We start from the raw sequence: 18,295 nt of genomic DNA, 5'->3' as shown, positions 1-18,295 counted from the left end.
TTATAATCTCACATCTGACTGCTCAGGCGAAAGGATATACTTCAAATCATAAAGCACATGTTTATCTTTTCCAAAGCCACGAATATCAGTACTCCCCATCTTCTTAAACTGCTCATGGCCAACGGCAACAATAATGGCATCATAAGAAGCCGCCTTGATTTCCGATACAGGTATAATCCCGTATTCCTCTTCGACTTCCTCAGCATCCACCCAAGGGTCAAAAATATCAACATTACAGCTGTAATTGCCCAACTCTTTTACAACATCGATAATGCGGGTATTCCTGATATCCGGGCAGTTTTCTTTAAAGGTGAACCCCAGAATCAGAACGTTAGAACCCTCAACATTAATCCCTTTTTTGATCATGGCTTTGATCAACTGTCCCGAAACATAGTTACCCATATTATCGTTCAGTCGACGACCCGCGAGGATAATTTCCGGATAGTAACCGATGCCCTGAGATTTATGAGTCAGATAATAGGGATCGACGCCAATGCAGTGACCACCAACCAGTCCAGGACGGAATGGCAGGAAGTTCCATTTACTTCCCGCTGCTCGCAGTACGGCTTCAGTGTCAATCTCTAATCGGTTAAAGATAATCGCCAATTCATTTACCAGCGCGATATTGAGATCGCGTTGGGTATTTTCAATCACCTTTGCCGCTTCCGCGATCTTAATGCTTTCCGTTTTGTACGTTCCTGCCGTGATGATCTGTCGATAGATCTCATCAACCAGACAGGCCGTTTCTGCAGTTGAACCAGAGGTGATTTTCTTGATAGTTGTCAGACGATATTTTTTATCGCCGGGATTGATGCGCTCTGGGCTATATCCGACAAAGAAGTCTTTGTTAAATGTCATCGCTGACATACGCTCAAGGATCGGCACGCATTCTTCTTCAGTACACCCTGGATATACCGTAGATTCATACACCACGATATCCCCCGGCCTCAGTACTTTGCCAACAGTTTCACTTGCCATAATCAAAGGGGTGAGATCTGGTTGCTTATAATCGTTGATCGGCGTCGGGACGGTAATGATGTAAAAATTGCATTCTCTGATTTCATCAATTGATGAGGTAAACGTCAGATGGCGAGCATCACGTAGCTCTTCTTCTGTGGTTTCGAGATTGACATCGATCCCTTCTTTTAGCTCGAGTATACGTTTATGATTAACATCAAAACCAACCACCTGACGAATTTTCCCAAATTCAGCAGCCAATGGTAAGCCAACATACCCGAGTCCAATAATGGCAATTTTTACATCATCTTTGCTGATCATTACTGATAAGTCCCTTATTTAATAATTATTAACTTTAAATAAATCCCAGATGTTTTCTGGAACGCTACCGCCCCTGACGTTCTTAGCCAGCGTATCTATTCTTATCGAAATCACGACAGTTTCTAGTCTAAGCAAGGCTAGAAATTTTATATTTCCTAATTTTAGTTAAATGGAGGTCGTATGCAGTATCCGTTCTAAAACAACAATTAAAGATCGGATCTTTAATTGTAATTCTTAATGAGAAAACGCATAGCATTTTATTCTGGCAATAGAAGATATCGAGGGTCTCGCACGCCGAATTTAAGGGCGATCTCTTTTCTCCAACGATACAATGTTGACGGCGAGTTCATAAATCTATCCTGAAGCTCCTCCATACCGCTTTCGGTTAAGAAGTACTTCATCTTCATGATATCTTTGTTGCTAATCTTAAAGTTACATTCCCTTCGCCCTGCCGTTATCTTGTCACCATTTCGTCGATATAGGCTTATTTTCTTAATCATCTCCGACACAGATGTTGAAGTATCGAAAACAGCAATAACATTTTTGATATTATCCAACCAAAAAAGAGCCAAAGGCATCAACCGTGAGCTGGAAATGATGATTATGATTTTATTGATATTTTTATTCCGTGAGAAAAAAACCAAGGTGCTACGTAAGCTATATTGATTAAGATTCACGAATAAATAATTTCTTTCGTTTGTAATCAGTGACATTTCATCAATAACACTAGCGACACCACCCCCAAAGTAAATATCATTAGGTGGCCAGAAATGTTGATACTTCATGAAGCCTCCATAACCTCAAAAAACTCTATTTCATCCATGGAAAGGTAAGTGTCTACTTTTAAGCACACCGACCCTCTAAAAAATACCTAACAATCGAGTAATTGATTTTATTAATATTGCTAAATACATGAGATGAACTTTTACACAACAAGGATGTGATATCAACTCCTCGCCATTCATAGCTAAAAGCTATCAATCACTCATTCTTAGATTTGAATTACTAATGGATATCGGCATTTTAATACGATTATTGGTTGTATTATTAGCACTACCTGTGAAACCGCACTTTCATCTTTTATTCAAAATGAGAAAATTCTCAAAACACACAGAAACATTTACTTACAAATTACCAGCATACATACTGGGGTTAAAGGTAGCCTGCCTGAATTGTCACCCATGTCTCTACCTTTAAATTCTTAGCTATACCGTGTGAGATTTTAATCAGTACAACTGAAGTCTATCTAACTATATTTTCCATATTTTTCAACAACAATGACATAATATACACAAGGCTAACGAGCCACCCGGCATAGCAAGCATTCAAAATGGTACAAAGTACTAAAGTAATTCGTATATTTTTGTGTATCTACATAATTTCGTGACCGGATAATGAGAACAAAACTAGTCACCTTAAGAAATTATTACTAATGATAAAACTCCTGAAGATATTTTTAACAAAATAGATGTCCACCATGTTTATCCAGGTAAAATCCTACCAAGTCTAAACCATTTAAAACCTGTTACTACCGATTAGAGAAAATTGACCTACGAAAAGGCCACATTACTTATTTATGAAGGATGACTAATCTTATATCGTGTTCAAAAAAAGATAACTATGGAATTATAATCTAACAATTAACTACGTGACCTGTATTAACGTTGATATATTTTCAGACAGACAATCAAACATACTCCTTAAAATTTCTTAAATAAATTCAATTGATTGATAGTTGATTTTTTGTACCACGGGGGAAATGCGATATTTAAGACACCAGTATCGCGAATTGTAAGGATTAACCAGCATATACAAGGCTGTACTATCCGAGAACGTCAAAGATTTCTCTTTTGCCCCTGTGGATAGTTAGTTTCATATGAGGTATCTCCTGCCAGGGGGGGCTATCGTCTCCCACAATCGCTTTAGCCTGCATAGTCGTGCATTGAGTCTGTCTGACCGTTAAACAAAGAAACACATTGAGATTACGAAGGATAATTGAATCAGGAGAGTCAGTGAGAAGTAAGTCGTGGAGCGGGCGAAGGGAATCGAACCCTCGTATAGAGCTTGGGAAGCTCTCGTTCTACCATTGAACTACGCCCGCATTGGAGTGCGTAAGGGATTATAAACCTTACGCTCTTCTTGGCAAGGGACTAACTGACTGACTGGCGATTAATTCACCGTCAGCATTTTGGCTTACTGCCCTTTGGTGGCAAATAACGCAGCGGATCGATAGCCGTCGCCCGATAGCGGATCTGGAAATGCAGCCGCACCGTGGTCGCATCCGAGCTGCCCATCGTCGCGATCTTCTGCCCGGCTTTCACGTTTTGACCGTTGTTCACCAACATGGTGTCATTATGCGCATACGCAGTGATGTAGTCCTCACTGTGCTTAATCATAATGAGATTACCGTAACCCCGTAGCTGATTACCGACATAAACCACCTTCCCGGCTCCGGCGGCATAAATCGGCGTACCGCGCGCAGCTGAGATATCAATGCCTTTATTGCCGCCGTCCGCGGTTGAATAAGGCAGAATCACTTTACCGCTGGCAGGCCACTGCCAGCAGCGCTGTCCTACCGGTGGCCAGGAGGACTGCGGTACGGACGAAGATGGTCTGACCGCCGCCGTTTTGGTTGAGGATTTTGTCGTTGTTTTGCCAGAGCCTGAACTGGTTTTCGCGCCGCCGCTGACCTTCAGCTTTTGCCCCACTTCAATGGTATAGGGCGGTGAAATATTATTCAGGCGTGCAAGCTCTTTTACGCTGGTCCCGGTGGCGCGCGAAATACGGTATAGCGTATCTCCCCGCTTCACGGTATACACGGAGCCGAAATAACTTCCTGTATCAGACGACTTGCTCCCGGAACAGCCTGCTAACAGCAGACCGACACACAGCAGCATCGCGATACTCAGGCCATTTTTCTTCAGGCGTCCTGCACTCAAAACAATACCTCGCAACATTTTCAGACGCTTTATCATAGCAGCCAGAAACCGGATGCCAAATCATATCGCGCAACGAAGCGTCGACTCTGGCATTTCACACCCTCTGTTAATCATTCTGACTTAATACAGCATATAATGTGAATGCTTAAGATTGATGGTGGACGCTATGCGACAGGAACATGTCATTTTATTGAATGAGCAGGGCCAGCCCTGTGGAACACTGGAAAAGTATGCGGCGCATACCGCCACAACCCCCCTGCACTCTGCTTTCTCATGCTGGATATTTAACGAGCAGGGTCAACTGCTGGTCACCCGCCGTTCGCTGCACAAAAAAGCCTGGCCAGGCGTCTGGACCAACTCTGTCTGCGGTCACCCGCAGTTGGGTGAAACCACCGAAGCCGCTATTATCCGCCGGGCTTGCTTTGAACTGGGCGCAGACATCGACTCGCTCAGCCCCGTGTATGCTGATTTTCGTTATTGCACCACGGATCCGAGTGGAATAGTGGAAAACGAAGTATGCCCGGTTTATGCCGCACATATCGTCAGTGAGCTACAGCTAAACCCAGATGAAGTGATGGATTCCCAGTGGAGCAATCTTGAGGATGTATTGAGCGGGATTGACGCGACGCCGTGGGCTTTTAGCCCGTGGATGGTAATGCAGGTTTCTGACGTTAAGGCGCGAGAGTTACTGCGCAAGTTTGCCAACGGGAATTGATTGCCTGACGGGGCTACGCCCATCAGGCCTACATAACGCATCGTAGGCCTGATAAGGCATCAGCCGCCATCCGGCATTTCACATCTTACTTAACCGGGCGCATTGCCGGGAACAGGATTACGTCGCGGATAGTATGGCTGTTTGTGAACAGCATAACCATACGGTCGATACCAATGCCCAGGCCCGCAGTCGGCGGCAGACCGTGTTCCAGAGCGGTAACATAGTCTTCGTCGTAGAACATCGCTTCGTCGTCACCTGCATCTTTGGCGTTAACCTGATCCTGGAAACGCTGCGCCTGATCTTCTGCATCGTTCAGCTCGCTGAAGCCGTTACCGATTTCACGTCCGCCAATGAAGAATTCGAAGCGATCGGTGATTTCCGGATTTTCATCATTACGACGCGCCAGCGGAGAAACTTCTGCCGGGTACTCGGTAATGAAGGTCGGTTGAATCAGGTGCGCTTCTGCAACTTCTTCAAAGATTTCGGTCACGATACGGCCCAGACCCCAGCTCTTCTCAACTTTGATACCGATAGATTCCGCAATCGCTTTTGCAGAATCAAAGTTATCCAGATCGGCCATGTTGGTTTCCGGACGGTATTTCTGAATCGCTTCGCGCATCGTCAGTTTTTCGAACGGCTTACCAAAGTCAAAGACTTCTTCGCCGTAAGGCACTTCAGTCGTTCCCAGAACGTTCTGCGCCAGCGTACGGAACAGCGATTCGGTCAGTTCGATCAGATCTTTGTAGTCCGCATAAGCCATGTAGAGTTCCATCATGGTGAACTCTGGATTATGGCGAACAGAGATGCCTTCGTTACGGAAGTTACGGTTAATTTCGAATACGCGTTCGAAGCCGCCAACCACCAGGCGCTTGAGGTACAGTTCCGGTGCGATACGCAGGTACATGTCCAGATCCAGCGCGTTATGATGGGTGATAAACGGACGCGCTGCCGCCCCGCCTGGGATCACCTGCATCATTGGGGTTTCTACTTCCATAAAACCACGACCAACCATGAACTGACGGATACCAGCCATAATCTGTGAACGCACTTTAAAGGTATTGCGTGATTCATCGTTAGAGATGAGGTCCAGGTAGCGTTGACGATAGCGCGCTTCCTGATCCTGCAGACCGTGGAATTTATCCGGCAATGGGCGCAACGCTTTCGTCAGCAGACGCAGCTCGGTACAGTGGATAGACAGCTCACCGGTCTTGGTCTTGAACAACTTACCTTTCGCGCCGAGGATATCGCCCAGATCCCATTTTTTGAACTGCTCGTTGTAGACGCCTTCCGGCAGATCGTCGCGAGCAACGTACAGCTGAATACGGCCGCCAACATCCTGCAGCGTAACGAATGATGCTTTACCCATAATACGGCGGGTCATCATACGGCCAGCAACGGAAACCTCAATGTTCAGCGCTTCCAGCTCTTCGTTTTCTTTCGCGTCGAAGTCAGCATGCAGTTGGTCTGAGGTATGATCGCGACGGAAATCGTTCGGGAAGGGGATCCCCTGCTCGCGCAGGCTCGCCAGCTTCTCACGGCGCGTTTTCAGTTCATTGTTAAGGTCGGCTACCGCGTCAGCGCCCTGTACGTGTTGTTCAGACATGTTGGTTCCTCATAACCCTGCTTTCAAACTTGCTTCGATAAATTGATCCAGGCTGCCATCCAGCACCGCCTGCGTGTTGCGGGTTTCAACCCCAGTACGCAGATCTTTGATGCGGGAGTCATCAAGGACATAAGAACGAATCTGGCTACCCCAGCCGATATCTGATTTAGTATCTTCCATCGCCTGTTTCTCGGCATTCTTCTTCTGCATTTCCAGTTCATAAAGCTTCGCTTTCATCTGCTTCATGGCCTGGTCTTTGTTCTTGTGCTGGGAACGGTCGTTCTGACACTGCGTCACAATCCCGGTCGGGATGTGGGTGATACGCACCGCAGATTCGGTACGGTTAACGTGCTGACCGCCCGCACCAGAAGCGCGATAAACGTCAATACGCAGGTCCGCCGGGTTGATATCGATATCAATATCATCGTCAACTTCCGGGTAGACAAACGCAGAGCTGAACGACGTATGGCGACGACCGCCGGAGTCGAACGGGCTTTTACGCACCAGGCGATGTACACCGGTTTCAGTACGCAACCAACCGTAAGCATATTCGCCAGCAATTCTGATGGTCACGGATTTAATACCCGCCACTTCACCTTCAGATTCTTCAATAATTTCAGTCTTAAAGCCGCGCGCTTCAGCCCAACGCAGGTACATACGCATCAGCATGCTTGCCCAGTCCTGTGCTTCCGTACCGCCTGAGCCAGCCTGAATATCGAGATAGCAATCTGCGCTATCATATTCACCGGAGAACATACGACGGAATTCCAGCTGGGCCAGCTTATCTTCCAGCGTATCAAGTTCTGCTACGGCTTCGTTAAAGGTTTCTTCGTCGTCGGCTTCTACAGCCAGTTCCAGCAGGCCGGAGACATCTTCCAGGCCCTGGCTCATCTGATCAAGCGTATCAACGATGGCCTCAAGGGAGGAACGCTCTTTACCCAGCGCCTGCGCGCGTTCGGGTTCGTTCCATACGTCCGGCTGTTCCAGCTCGGCGTTTACTTCTTCCAGACGCTCTTTCTTGGCATCATAGTCAAAGATACCCCCTAAGAACGTTAGAGCGCTCCGTGAGGTCCTGAATGCGGTTATTTACCGGATTAATTTCAAACATTGTCTGATTTCTTTTATTGGACTAGTCAAAATGCGGTTATAAGAGCGGGATTGTAACTAATCCACACCCTTTTTTATAGCGAATATACACATCATCCTTCAAGCTGCCTCTTTGTTGGCTGCGCGATTTCTCCCCGGTCACGTACTACTCGTACGCTCATGGAGACTCATCCACTTGCCGCCTCGATGCAGCTTGAATGATTTTGTGTAAAGTGACGCTAAAGTGGCCAGATATTATCGATTATAATCTGCAGGCTGCGGTTGCCGCGAAACTCATTAATATCCAGTTTGTAGGCAAGCTGAACTTCGCGAACACCGTTATCCGGCCAGCAGGTGGTATCAACGTTAAACGCAATACCGTCCAGCAACGGTCCACCACCGACGGGCTCCACCATCACCTTCAGATGACGCTCACCGACCAGACGCTGCTGGAGCAGACGGAAATGCCCGTCAAACAGCGGTTCCGGGAACATTTGTCCCCACGGTCCGGCATCACGCAGCATTTGCGCGACCTCCATGGTCATCTCCGCCGCGCTCAGAGCACCGTCTGACACCACTTCGCCCTGCAGTAAGGCAGGGTCCAGCCACTCGGTTACCAGTTCACCGAAACGCTGCTGGAAACGCTCAAACTGCGCCTCTTCCAGCGACAAACCCGCCGCCATAGCGTGACCGCCAAACTTGAGGATCATACCTGGATGAAGAGTGTCCAGGCGCTCCAGCGCATCGCGCATGTGCAGCCCCTGAATCGAGCGCCCGGAGCCTTTCAGCGTACCGTCACCGGCCGGGGCAAACGCAATTACCGGACGGTGAAAGCGCTCTTTAATACGCGATGCCAGAATCCCCACCACTCCTTGATGCCACTCGGGATGATACATCGCCAGACCGCCCGGTAGCGTATCGCTACTGCGCTCCAGCTTTTCACACAGAGTCAGCGCTTCAGCCTGCATACCCTGCTCGATCTCTTTACGCGTCTGGTTGAGTGCGTCCAGCTCATTGGCCAGCACGCGTGCTTCACCAATGTTGTCGCACAGCAACAGCGCCACGCCAACGGACATATCGTCCAGACGCCCCGCTGCATTCAGCCGTGGCCCGAGGGCAAAACCTAAATCACTGGCAGCCAATTTGAGTGGGTCACGATTGGAAATCTCCAGCAGCGCTTTTATACCAGGGCGGCACTTTCCGGCACGAATACGGCTTAAGCCTTGCCACGTCAGAATGCGGTTATTGGCATCCAGCGGGACCACGTCGGCCACCGTACCAAGCGCAACCAGATCGAGCAAATCCGCCAGGTTCGGCGGCGCAATTCCTCGTTCATCAAACCAGCCTTTGTCACGCAGGAAGGTGCGCAGCGCCAGCATCAGATAGAAGGCCACGCCAACGCCAGCCAGCGATTTAGACGGGAATTCACAATCGTGCAGGTTAGGATTGATGATCGCTTCAGCGCCCGGCAGCGTGTCCCCTGGCAGATGGTGATCGGTCACAACGACCGGGATCCCCAGCGTTCTGGCATGTTCAACACCCGCGTGGGACGAGATGCCGTTGTCGACGGTGACAATCAACTGAGCGCCCCGGGCATGGGCCTGATCAACGACTTCCGGGCTTAAGCCATAACCGTCTTCAAAACGATTAGGCACCAGGTAGTCCACGTTACTGCAGCCCAACGCACGCATCGCCAGAATGCTGAGCGCGGTGCTGGTCGCACCATCGGCGTCAAAATCGCCGACCACGATGATTCGGGTTCCTTCGCGAAAAGCGTTATAGAGGATTTCAACCGCTTTTTCGACACCGTTCAAATGCTGCCACGGCAGCATGCCTTTCACACTACGCTCAAGCTCCTGCGCGCTGCGCACGCCGCGGCTGGCGTATAAACGGCGCAGCAATGGCGGCAAGTCGGCAGGTAGCTCGGCGGTCTCGTCGGCTTCACGCCGACGAAGTTGTATCTGTTGTTTCACGCGAATTATTTACCGCTGGTTTGTTTTGCATGTGCGTCGAGGAATTCTTTCATCTCTTTCGGGCCCTGATAGCCAGGCACTACATAGCCATTGCTCAGCACAATCGCCGGCGTACCGCTGACGCCAAACTGTACGCCCAGCGCGTAGTGGTTAGCGATGTCCACATTACAGGCCGCAGGCTTCACATCTTTGCCAGCCATGGCGTCGTCAAAGGCTTTGTTTTTGTCCTTCGCACACCAGATAGATTTCATATCCTGCTCGGCCTGGCTTTCCAGTCCCTGACGAGGGAAGGCCAGATAGCGTACGGTAATCCCTAACGCATTGTAGTCTTTCATCTCTTCATGCAGCTTGTGGCAGTAGCCACAGGTGATGTCGGTGAAAACGGTAATGACGTGTTTTTCCTGCGGCGCTTTGTAGACGATCATCTCGTTTTCCAGCGCGTTCAAATGCTTCATCAGCAGTTGGTTGGTGACGTTTACCGGGCTTGCACCGCTCACGTCATACATCGGTCCCTGAATAATATGTTTACCGTCTTCGGTAACGTACAACACGCCGCTATTGGTCAGTACAGTTTTCATGCCCGCAACCGGAGCAGACTGAATCTCGGTACTCTGAACACCCAGCTTCGCTAATGACTGGCGAATCGCCGCATCGTCTGCATGTACCATGCCGGAAAACGCCGTCGCCAGCAGGGTGAACATCATAAAACGTTTTTTCATAACCTATCCTTTCCTATCAGCACTCACGCTCGCGGGTGATGCTGTTGATGTAGTTGCCGCAAGCGCTCCGTTGCGACATGAGTATAAATCTGCGTTGTCGAGAGGTCGCTATGCCCCAGTAGCATCTGCACCACGCGCAGATCAGCGCCATGGTTGAGCAGATGCGTGGCAAACGCATGCCGCAGAACGTGCGGGGACAGCTTTTCGCTGTCGATTCCAGCCAACACAGCATAGTGTTTGATACGATGCCAGAAGGTTTGACGAGTCATCTGTTGCGCCCGCTGGCTGGGAAACAGCACATCTATTGATACACCGTTGAGCAACCACGGACGCCCATGCTCCAGGTACGTTTCCAGCCAGTACACCGCCTCCTCACCTAACGGGACAAGGCGCTCTTTATTACCTTTACCGATCACCCGAACCACGCCCTGACGCAGGCTGACGTCACTCATCGTCAGCCCCACCAGTTCAGACACGCGCAGGCCTGTGGCATACAATACTTCCAGCATGGCTTTGTCGCGAAGTTCCAGCGGTTGTTCTATCAGCGGCGCCTGCAGAAGTCGTTCGACCTGTGCTTCGCTGAGATCTTTGGGCAGACGCTGCGGAAGTTTAGGTGATGCAAGCGAGGCGCTGGGGTCATCTTCGCGATATTTTTCACGGTACAGATGCTGAAAAAAACGCCGCATTGCACTGAGCAAGCGTGCGGAACTGGTGGCTTTATATCCCCCATCCATCCGCTCAGCCAACAATGCTTGCAGGTCATCACTCTGCGCGGTCGCAAGCGAGGCGCCGCGGTGATGTAGCCATTCAACAAGCATGGTCAGATCGCGACGATACGCACTTAGCGTGTTTTCCGCCAGATTTCGTTCCAGCCACAGGGCATCAAGAAACTGCTCGATGCGCGCCAGATCCTGTTCCACTCGCGCCCCTTATTTCACTCTCATTTTTGATGCATTATGCCTCATTGTGCCGAGAATGCGGCGATTCTGTTACACTACCCGCAACGCTACAGCAGAATTGAGATGTTTACGTCATGAACATGGGTCTTTTTTACGGTTCCAGCACCTGCTATACCGAAATGGCAGCAGAAAAAATCCGCGATATCCTGGGTCCCGAACTGGTGACACTGCACAACCTCAAAGATGATTCCCCGACCTTAATGGAGCAGTATGACGTGCTCATTTTAGGCATCCCAACCTGGGATTTCGGTGAAATCCAAGAGGACTGGGAAGCGGTCTGGGAGCAACTGGACGACCTCAACCTGGAAGGCAAAATTGTTGCGCTTTACGGTATGGGCGATCAGTTGGGATACGGTGAATGGTTCCTGGATGCGCTGGGTATGCTGCACGATAAACTGGTCACCAAAGGCGTAAAATTTGTTGGTTACTGGCCAACCGAAGGGTATGAATTTACCAGCGATAAGCCCGTCATTGCCGATGGACAGCTGTTTGTTGGCCTGGCACTGGATGAAACAAACCAGTACGATCTCAGCGATGAACGCATTCAGGCCTGGTGCGAGCAAATCCTTGGTGAAATGGCCGAACACTGGTCCTGATAACCATTTTGCCGGATGTAGGCGTAAACGCCATATCCGGCCTACATGCCGCACCGAACCGTAGACCTTAACGCTGCACGCCATCAGACATTCATCAGCATTATCCCTGCCTCGCCTGTTGCAGTATTAACCGCCGCAAATCCCGCCACTCCGCGTCATCCATACTGTCTGCCGCCAGCCACAAATGCTGACGTTTTCCGGCATCGGAACGTAAACGCAGCATCATGCCTGTTTTGACCATCCAGGGTGCGCTAGCAATAGTCCACTCTTGCCCTTGCCAGCGCAGACGACCGTCCATCAACAGCCGAATCTCGCCCTGACAGGCATTGATTCGGCGCTGGCTACGGACGCTATCGAACACCACCAGAGAGAGCAGAACCAGCCATAATGGGGTGTAGCTCAATGGCCAGGGCATCAATAAAATAAATACCGCGACCAGCCCATGAATGAGCAACGAAAGCCATTGCGCGCGCCATGAAACGCGTAAATCAGATTGCCACTGGACCACGTTCCCGATTCCGTGTCTGGATAAGTCGCACCATCTGCTCTAGCTGAGCATCAGCCGGTTTCCCATGATTCATCAACCAGTTAAATAAGTCTGGATCATCACATTCTAGCAGACGGATAAAGATACGTTTTTCTTCATCACTTAAGCTGTCATATTCATGTTCGAAAAACGGCATGATCGAGATGTCCAGCTCACGCATACCGCGACGGCATGCCCAATGAATACGTGCTTTGTTGTTAATATCCATGTTCTTCTTCCTGTCTCGCGAAAACGAAGTATCCCGCTATTGTAACGTGTTTTTCCCTCATATTTACGGGAATATCAGCAAACGGAAGCGTGCTCGCTAAATAAAACCACATTAAGTCAAAGGATTCAGCATTTTTGGATGTCTCCTCGCAAAGCTTAATATATGGCACAAATAGCCTGTTTAAACCGCTTGCAATGGGCCATAGCTCTTTTACCATTAGTCATTATCACTGCGTTAAGCAAATCAGGACATTAATTATGGCTTTTATATCTTTTCCTCCTCGCCAGCCTTTCGCGTCAACGCGCTTGCCTCTGACGCTAATGACGCTCGATGAATGGGCGCTCGCCACCATCACCGGTGTCGACAGTGAGAAGTATATTCAGGGTCAGGTCACAGCGGATGTCAGCCAGATGACCGAGCATCAGCACGTGTTGGCAGCACATTGTGACGCCAAAGGTAAAATGTGGAGCAACCTGCGTCTATTCCGCCAGGGTGACGGTTTTGCATGGCTTGAGCGCCGTAGTCTGCGCGATGCGCAGCTCACCGAACTGAAAAAATATGCGGTCTTCTCGAAGGTGGCGATTGCCCCGGACGACGAGCGCGTACTGCTGGGCGTCGCGGGATTCCAGGCGCGTGCTGCGCTGGCCAATCTCTTTAGCGAATTACCAAACAGCGATAAACAGGTCATTACTGAAGGTTCTTCCACCATATTGTGGTTCGAACATCCCGCTGAGCGTTTCCTGCTGATCGTTGATGTTGCAACGGCGGAAACCCTGGTAGAGAAGCTGCGCGGTGAAGCGGAGTTAAATAACAGCCAACAGTGGCTGGCGCTGGATATCGAAGCAGGTATTCCGGTGATTGATACTGCCAACAGCGCACAGTTTATTCCGCAAGCCACCAATCTGCAGGCTCTGGGCGGGATCAGCTTTAAAAAAGGCTGCTATACCGGTCAGGAAATGGTTGCTCGTGCAAAATTCCGCGGAGCCAACAAACGTGCCATGTGGACGCTGGCAGGTGCGGCCAGTCGGGTACCGGAAGCAGGTGAAGACCTGGAGCTGAAAATGGGTGAGAACTGGCGCCGTACCGGCACCGTACTCGCCGCGGTGCAACTGGCGGATGGACAGGTACTGGTGCAGGTTGTGATGAATAACGACATGGAAGCCGACAGCGTGTTCCGCGTTCGTGACGACGCGAAAACGCTGCATATCGTACCGCTGCCTTATTCGCTGGAAGAGTAAATCGCCGGGTGGTGACTTTATCTTACCGGGTCGCGCGTTTTAAAGACCCGGTAAGCACAGCACCGCTGGGTAATAATAATTACGCCTGCCCCACGTACAGGTAGATCGCCAGGAAATGGCAAACGCTGCCACCCAGCACAAAGCCGTGCCAGATCGCGTGGTTGTATGGAATGCGCTTACAGACGTAAAAAATAACGCCCAGCGAATACACCACACCACCAACTGCCAGCAACGTCACACCACCCACCGCCAGCTTAACCGCCAGTTGATACACCACAATCAGCGATAGCCAGCCCATCGCCAGGTAGGTTACCAGCGACAGGACCTTAAACCGGTGCGCAATGGTCAGTTTGAATAAAATACCGAGCAGCGCCAGGCTCCAGATAACAATCATCAGTCCACGTGCCAGCGGCGAATCCAGCCCCACCAGCAGAAATGGCGTGTAGGTCCCGGCAATCAGCAGATAAATCGCGCAGTGGTCGAACTTTTTCAGCCAGACTTTCGCTCTTTGATGGGGGATCGCGTGATATAAAGTTGAGGCGAGGAACAGCAGGATCATGCTGCCGCCATACAGGCTATAGCTGGTTATCGCCATGGCGCTGGCGTTGGTATCCACTGCCTGAACCAGCAACAATACCAGTCCGACAATCCCAAACACCAGCCCGATACCGTGACTGATGCTATTGGCTATTTCCTCTGCCAGCGAATATCCCTGCGCAATTAATGGCTTCTGAACCATATTTTACTCCCGAGAAACGAACACTATCGTGATTGCTCCTCTAGCGTAACTGAGAATGGTTCCAGTGAACACCTGTTAGCTAAAATATTTGCCAACTAAATAATAATCCATAAAAATCATGATATTATATTTTAATATTCAGCTAACAGGCGTACCGTTAAAATCAAAGGCATTTAAAATCAATCACATAAAATTGTGTTTGATCCGGGTAAATCTCGGCAATCACGTGTTTAAGTTCTTCTAGCGTCATATTTTCCTGGCGAGCATGTTTCTCCGTCAGCGTATCCAGCGTGACGGTTGAGGTGCCAACAACCTCAATCGTGCAGAAGTACCCCTCATCTTCGAAGCGCCCAACCCGTAGAATGTCACCGGCTTTGAAGTGTGATTCGGACTCGTCACGAATCGTAATGGTTTTGCGTCCGGCCAGAATGTCATCCTGGAAACGCTGAAAAAAAGTGATGTCATTTGGCTGCATGTTATTATTCCCTGTAGATGAAGTCTGATGAGTGAGTTTTGCCATTGTGAGTATGTTCTCCCACGCTGCCATCGCCAGTCTCAACAATCTTGAGATGCTGGTCTACAACTATGTCATCAAAAACCGTGACAAAGTCATGTACATGACCATTCGCGAACTTGCGGATGCCGTGGGCGTTTCCACCACCACCGTACTGCGCTTTTGCCGCAAGCTTAAGTGTGAAGGTTACTCAGAATTTCGCGTACGCTTCAAATTATATTTAGAGCAGAATGAACCGCAACAGGCTAATTTCGGTGCCAGCGAAATTATCAGCTTCTTTAAAGGCGTTAATAACGACGAGTTCGACAAATTACTCGATCAGGCTGTTGATATTATATTATCTTCCGAGCGTATTATATTCGTCGGGGCGGGAACATCCGGAGCTCTGGCAAAATATGGCGCTCGTTTTTTCTCAAACGTCGGAAAATTTAGTAACCACATCGATGACCCTTATTTCCCGGTAACTAATGATATGGCCAGAAACGCGCTGGCGATCGTGCTTTCCGTTTCTGGAGAAACCGAAGAGATCCTACGCTTTGCCAGCCAGTTCAGTCTGCATAACTGTAAGGTTCTGTCGGTCACCAGCCATGAACATTCGCGCCTCGCGAAACTTGCCGACTTTAATCTCTCCTGGCACGTTCCACAGACACGCATTGCCGGGGTATACGATATAACCACGCAGATCCCCGTTATTTATATTCTGGAATCACTCGGTCGCAAGCTGGCGAAAAGAATAGCGTAAAAAAAACAATATGTTTTTTTGATGTAACAAATCACATTAATGCTATTTTGTTATATCGTGACATTTATCTTTCCTTTGTTAGACTCAAAATCAGATTGTATTAATTTGAGACTGAGCGCAGATGAAAAAACTTACCTTACCAAACGATTTTTTATGGGGCGGCGCGGTTGCGGCGCATCAGGTTGAAGGCGGCTGGAATAAAGGTGGCAAAGGGCCCAGCATTTGCGACGTACTGACCGGGGGGGCACACGGCGTTCCGCGAGAAATCACTCAGGACGTCGTGCCAGGTAAGTACTACCCCAACCACGAAGCCGTCGATTTTTACGGACATTACAAAGAAGACATTAAGCTGTTTGCCGAGATGGGCTTCAAATGCTTCCGTACGTCAATTGCCTGGACCCGTATCTTCCCCAAAGGGGACGAAACCCAGCCAAACGAAGAAGGGCTAAAATTCTACGACGACATGTTTGATGAACTGCTGAAGTACAATATCGAACCGGTCATCACCCTTTCCCACTTCGAAATGCCGCTACACCTGGTTCAACAGTACGGTAGCTGGACCAATCGTAAAGTCGTCGATTTCTTTGTCCGTTTTGCTGAAGTGGTCTTTGAGCGCTACAAGCACAAGGTCAAATACTGGATGACCTTCAACGAGATCAACAACCAGCGTAACTGGCGTGCACCGCTGTTTGGCTATTGCTGCTCCGGCGTGGTGTATACCGAGCATGAAAACCCGGAAGAGACTATGTACCAGGTGCTGCACCACCAGTTTGTGGCCAGCGCTCTGGCGGTGAAAGCCGCACGTCGCATCAACCCTGAAATGAAAGTCGGCTGCATGCTGGCAATGGTCCCGCTATACCCGTACTCCTGTAAGCCTGAAGATGTGATGTTCGCGCAGGAATCGATGCGTGAACGCTATGTATTCACCGACGTTCAACTGCGCGGCTACTATCCATCTTATGTACTGAACGAGTGGGAGCGCCGCGAATTCAATATTCGAATGGAAGCTGGCGATGAACAAATCCTGCGTGAAGGTACCTGCGACTATCTCGGATTTAGCTACTACATGACCAACGCGGTAAAAGCGGAAGGTGGTAGCGGCGATGCAATTTCCGGTTTTGAGGGCAGCGTGCCGAACCCGCACGTCAAAGCATCCGACTGGGGCTGGCAGATTGATCCGGTCGGCCTGCGTTACGCCTTATGCGAACTGTACGAGCGTTATCAGAAGCCGTTGTTTATCGTTGAAAACGGATTTGGCGCTTACGACAAAGTGGAAGAAGACGGCAGCATCCACGATGACTACCGCATCGACTATCTGCGCGCCCACGTCGAAGAGATGATGAAAGCGGTAACGTATGACGGCGTAGATCTGATGGGCTACACGCCGTGGGGCTGCATCGACTGCGTCTCGTTCACCACCGGCCAGTACAGCAAACGCTACGGTTTTATCTACGTGAACAAACACGACGACGGCACTGGCGATATGTCGCGTTCGCGTAAGAAAAGTTTTGAGTGGTATAAAGCGGTGATTGCCAGCAACGGCGAGAATCTGTAATTTTTTGCCGGATGGCACTGCGCTTATCCGGTTTACGGGAACTGAACCTGTAGACCAGAGCAGACGCTTACGCCGCCATCCGGCAAGCAACGCATTACTTCCCGCCGGCCAGCTCCAAAAAACTGCCCGTGACGTAAGACGCCTTCTCACTCAGCAGCCAGGTAATCGCCTGCGCGACCTCTTCCGGTTGTCCGCCGCGCTGCATAGGCAACATGGATTTCACGCGATCGACCCTTCCCGGCTCACCGCCTGACGCATGCATTTCCGTGTAGATAAGACCGGGTCGCACGCAGTTCACGCGTATCCCCTGCGCCGCAACCTCCAACGCGAGGCCGGTGGTGAGCGTGTCCACCGCACCTTTTGAGGCTGCATAATCAACGTATTCGAACGGGGCGCCAAGCCGTGACGCCGCCGAAGAGACATTCACAATCGCCCCGCCCTGACCGCCGTGCTTAAACGACATGCGCTTTACCGCTTCCCGACAACACAGAAAATAGCCGGTAACATTAGTCGCCAGGACGCGATTAATACGCTCAGCGGTTAGGCTTTCCACCGTGCTCTGTTCAAACAAAATCCCGGCATTGTTCACCAGAGCAGTCAGCGGCTCGCCCTCGCGGTCAATGGACTCAAACATCGCCCCGACCTGGCTTTCATCGCTGATATCTGCCCGCAGAGCAAACGCCTTTCCTCCCGCAGCGGCGATATTGTTCACCACCTCCGTTGCCGCGCGAATATTGTGATGAAAGTTAACGGCGACCGTGTAACCCTCTAGCGCTAACTGCAGCGCGGTTGCCCGACCAATACCGCGACTGCCCCCCGTAACCAGTGCTATAGCCATCACTATTCTCCCCAAAAATAAAGGCGCCGAAGCGCCTTTAAAAGAT

The 18,295-nt window shown here is 50.0% G+C and carries 18 protein-coding genes and 1 tRNA gene; 5 read left to right on the top strand and 14 right to left on the bottom strand.

Annotated features, from left to right (window positions below; all coding sequences use genetic code 11):
• The 4 genes from tviB to actS all read right to left on the bottom strand — a co-directional run bounded on the left by tviB (position 1) and on the right by actS (position 4,217).
• Entirely contained in the window at positions 1-1,278 is a 1,278-nt protein-coding gene (tviB, locus tag HVZ39_RS04985; RefSeq protein WP_016157409.1) for a Vi polysaccharide biosynthesis UDP-N-acetylglucosamine C-6 dehydrogenase TviB, read from the bottom strand.
• A 257-nt stretch (positions 1,279-1,535) separates the two neighbouring features.
• Positions 1,536-2,063, bottom strand: a complete 528-nt coding sequence (locus tag HVZ39_RS04980; RefSeq protein WP_046274927.1) for a Vi polysaccharide biosynthesis protein TviA — start codon at positions 2,061-2,063, stop codon at positions 1,536-1,538.
• A 1,242-nt stretch (positions 2,064-3,305) separates the two neighbouring features.
• Positions 3,306-3,379, bottom strand: a tRNA-Gly gene (locus tag HVZ39_RS04975).
• Between the two features lie 79 nt (positions 3,380-3,458).
• Positions 3,459-4,217, bottom strand: coding sequence for an amidase activator ActS (actS, locus tag HVZ39_RS04970; RefSeq protein WP_181633286.1), 759 nt, complete (start codon positions 4,215-4,217; stop codon positions 3,459-3,461).
• Positions 4,218-4,383: 166 nt separating this feature from the next.
• Here actS and idi point away from each other — a divergent pair, with 166 nt between their 5' ends.
• Positions 4,384-4,932: an isopentenyl-diphosphate Delta-isomerase gene (idi, locus tag HVZ39_RS04965; protein ID WP_181633285.1), complete on the top strand. Its 549-nt coding sequence runs from the start codon at positions 4,384-4,386 to the stop codon at positions 4,930-4,932.
• An 85-nt stretch (positions 4,933-5,017) separates the two neighbouring features.
• Here idi and lysS read toward each other — a convergent pair whose 3' ends face one another.
• The 5 genes from lysS to xerD all read right to left on the bottom strand — a co-directional run bounded on the left by lysS (position 5,018) and on the right by xerD (position 11,233).
• A complete protein-coding gene (gene lysS, locus HVZ39_RS04960; protein WP_005123357.1) occupies positions 5,018-6,535 on the bottom strand; it encodes a lysine--tRNA ligase in 1,518 nt (505 codons plus the stop codon).
• Between the two features lie 9 nt (positions 6,536-6,544).
• Positions 6,545-7,643, bottom strand: a protein-coding gene (prfB, locus tag HVZ39_RS04955) for a peptide chain release factor 2 (RefSeq protein ID WP_100250065.1) whose coding sequence is annotated in 2 segments (ribosomal slippage) — positions 6,545-7,567 and positions 7,569-7,643 — 1,098 coding nt in all. Because the reading frame shifts where the segments join, the coding sequence is not laid out codon by codon here.
• 217 nt (positions 7,644-7,860) lie between these two features.
• Positions 7,861-9,594 (bottom strand): single-stranded-DNA-specific exonuclease RecJ, encoded by a 1,734-nt coding sequence (recJ, locus tag HVZ39_RS04950; RefSeq protein ID WP_016157413.1) that lies wholly within the window; start codon positions 9,592-9,594, stop codon positions 7,861-7,863.
• 5 nt (positions 9,595-9,599) lie between these two features.
• Positions 9,600-10,313 (bottom strand): bifunctional protein-disulfide isomerase/oxidoreductase DsbC, encoded by a 714-nt coding sequence (dsbC, locus tag HVZ39_RS04945; RefSeq protein ID WP_047414418.1) that lies wholly within the window; start codon positions 10,311-10,313, stop codon positions 9,600-9,602.
• A 23-nt stretch (positions 10,314-10,336) separates the two neighbouring features.
• Entirely contained in the window at positions 10,337-11,233 is an 897-nt protein-coding gene (gene xerD / locus HVZ39_RS04940; protein ID WP_016154346.1) for a site-specific tyrosine recombinase XerD, read from the bottom strand.
• Between the two features lie 113 nt (positions 11,234-11,346).
• On the opposite strand from xerD, the gene fldB reads away from it, so the two are divergent.
• Positions 11,347-11,868 (top strand): flavodoxin FldB, encoded by a 522-nt coding sequence (fldB, locus tag HVZ39_RS04935; protein WP_016154347.1) that lies wholly within the window; start codon positions 11,347-11,349, stop codon positions 11,866-11,868.
• Between the two features lie 100 nt (positions 11,869-11,968).
• Here the strand turns inward: fldB and HVZ39_RS04930 are convergent, their stop codons facing one another.
• Both HVZ39_RS04930 and sdhE read right to left on the bottom strand, forming a co-directional pair.
• Entirely contained in the window at positions 11,969-12,376 is a 408-nt protein-coding gene (locus HVZ39_RS04930; RefSeq protein ID WP_047357821.1) for a protein YgfX, read from the bottom strand.
• Positions 12,357-12,623: an FAD assembly factor SdhE gene (gene sdhE, locus HVZ39_RS04925; RefSeq protein WP_016154349.1), complete on the bottom strand. Its 267-nt coding sequence runs from the start codon at positions 12,621-12,623 to the stop codon at positions 12,357-12,359. The genes HVZ39_RS04930 and sdhE overlap by 20 nt, the downstream gene beginning before the upstream one ends.
• Positions 12,624-12,880: 257 nt before the next feature.
• Here sdhE and ygfZ point away from each other — a divergent pair, with 257 nt between their 5' ends.
• On the top strand, positions 12,881-13,861 hold the full coding sequence (ygfZ, locus tag HVZ39_RS04920) for a tRNA-modifying protein YgfZ (RefSeq protein WP_016154350.1): 981 nt from the start codon (positions 12,881-12,883) through the stop codon (positions 13,859-13,861).
• Between the two features lie 79 nt (positions 13,862-13,940).
• On the opposite strand, the gene HVZ39_RS04915 is transcribed toward ygfZ, so the two are convergent.
• Positions 13,941-14,600, bottom strand: a complete 660-nt coding sequence (locus tag HVZ39_RS04915; protein ID WP_016154351.1) for a hemolysin III family protein — start codon at positions 14,598-14,600, stop codon at positions 13,941-13,943.
• A 163-nt stretch (positions 14,601-14,763) separates the two neighbouring features.
• Positions 14,764-15,075, bottom strand: coding sequence for a N(4)-acetylcytidine aminohydrolase (yqfB, locus tag HVZ39_RS04910; protein WP_016154352.1), 312 nt, complete (start codon positions 15,073-15,075; stop codon positions 14,764-14,766).
• A 52-nt stretch (positions 15,076-15,127) separates the two neighbouring features.
• On the opposite strand from yqfB, the gene HVZ39_RS04905 reads away from it, so the two are divergent.
• Positions 15,128-15,856, top strand: a complete 729-nt coding sequence (locus HVZ39_RS04905; protein ID WP_003838265.1) for a MurR/RpiR family transcriptional regulator — start codon at positions 15,128-15,130, stop codon at positions 15,854-15,856.
• A 121-nt stretch (positions 15,857-15,977) separates the two neighbouring features.
• Positions 15,978-17,411, top strand: a complete 1,434-nt coding sequence (bglA, locus tag HVZ39_RS04900) for a 6-phospho-beta-glucosidase BglA (protein WP_016154353.1) — start codon at positions 15,978-15,980, stop codon at positions 17,409-17,411.
• 94 nt (positions 17,412-17,505) lie between these two features.
• Here bglA and HVZ39_RS04895 read toward each other — a convergent pair whose 3' ends face one another.
• Positions 17,506-18,249, bottom strand: a complete 744-nt coding sequence (locus tag HVZ39_RS04895; protein ID WP_016154354.1) for an SDR family oxidoreductase — start codon at positions 18,247-18,249, stop codon at positions 17,506-17,508.
• Between the last annotated feature and the right edge of the window lie 46 nt (positions 18,250-18,295).

Source organism: Citrobacter sp. RHB35-C21, assembly GCF_013816515.1.
GTDB classification, from domain to species: Bacteria; Pseudomonadota; Gammaproteobacteria; order Enterobacterales; family Enterobacteriaceae; genus Citrobacter; species Citrobacter braakii.
This window is presented reverse-complemented; position numbering and strand designations above follow the sequence as displayed.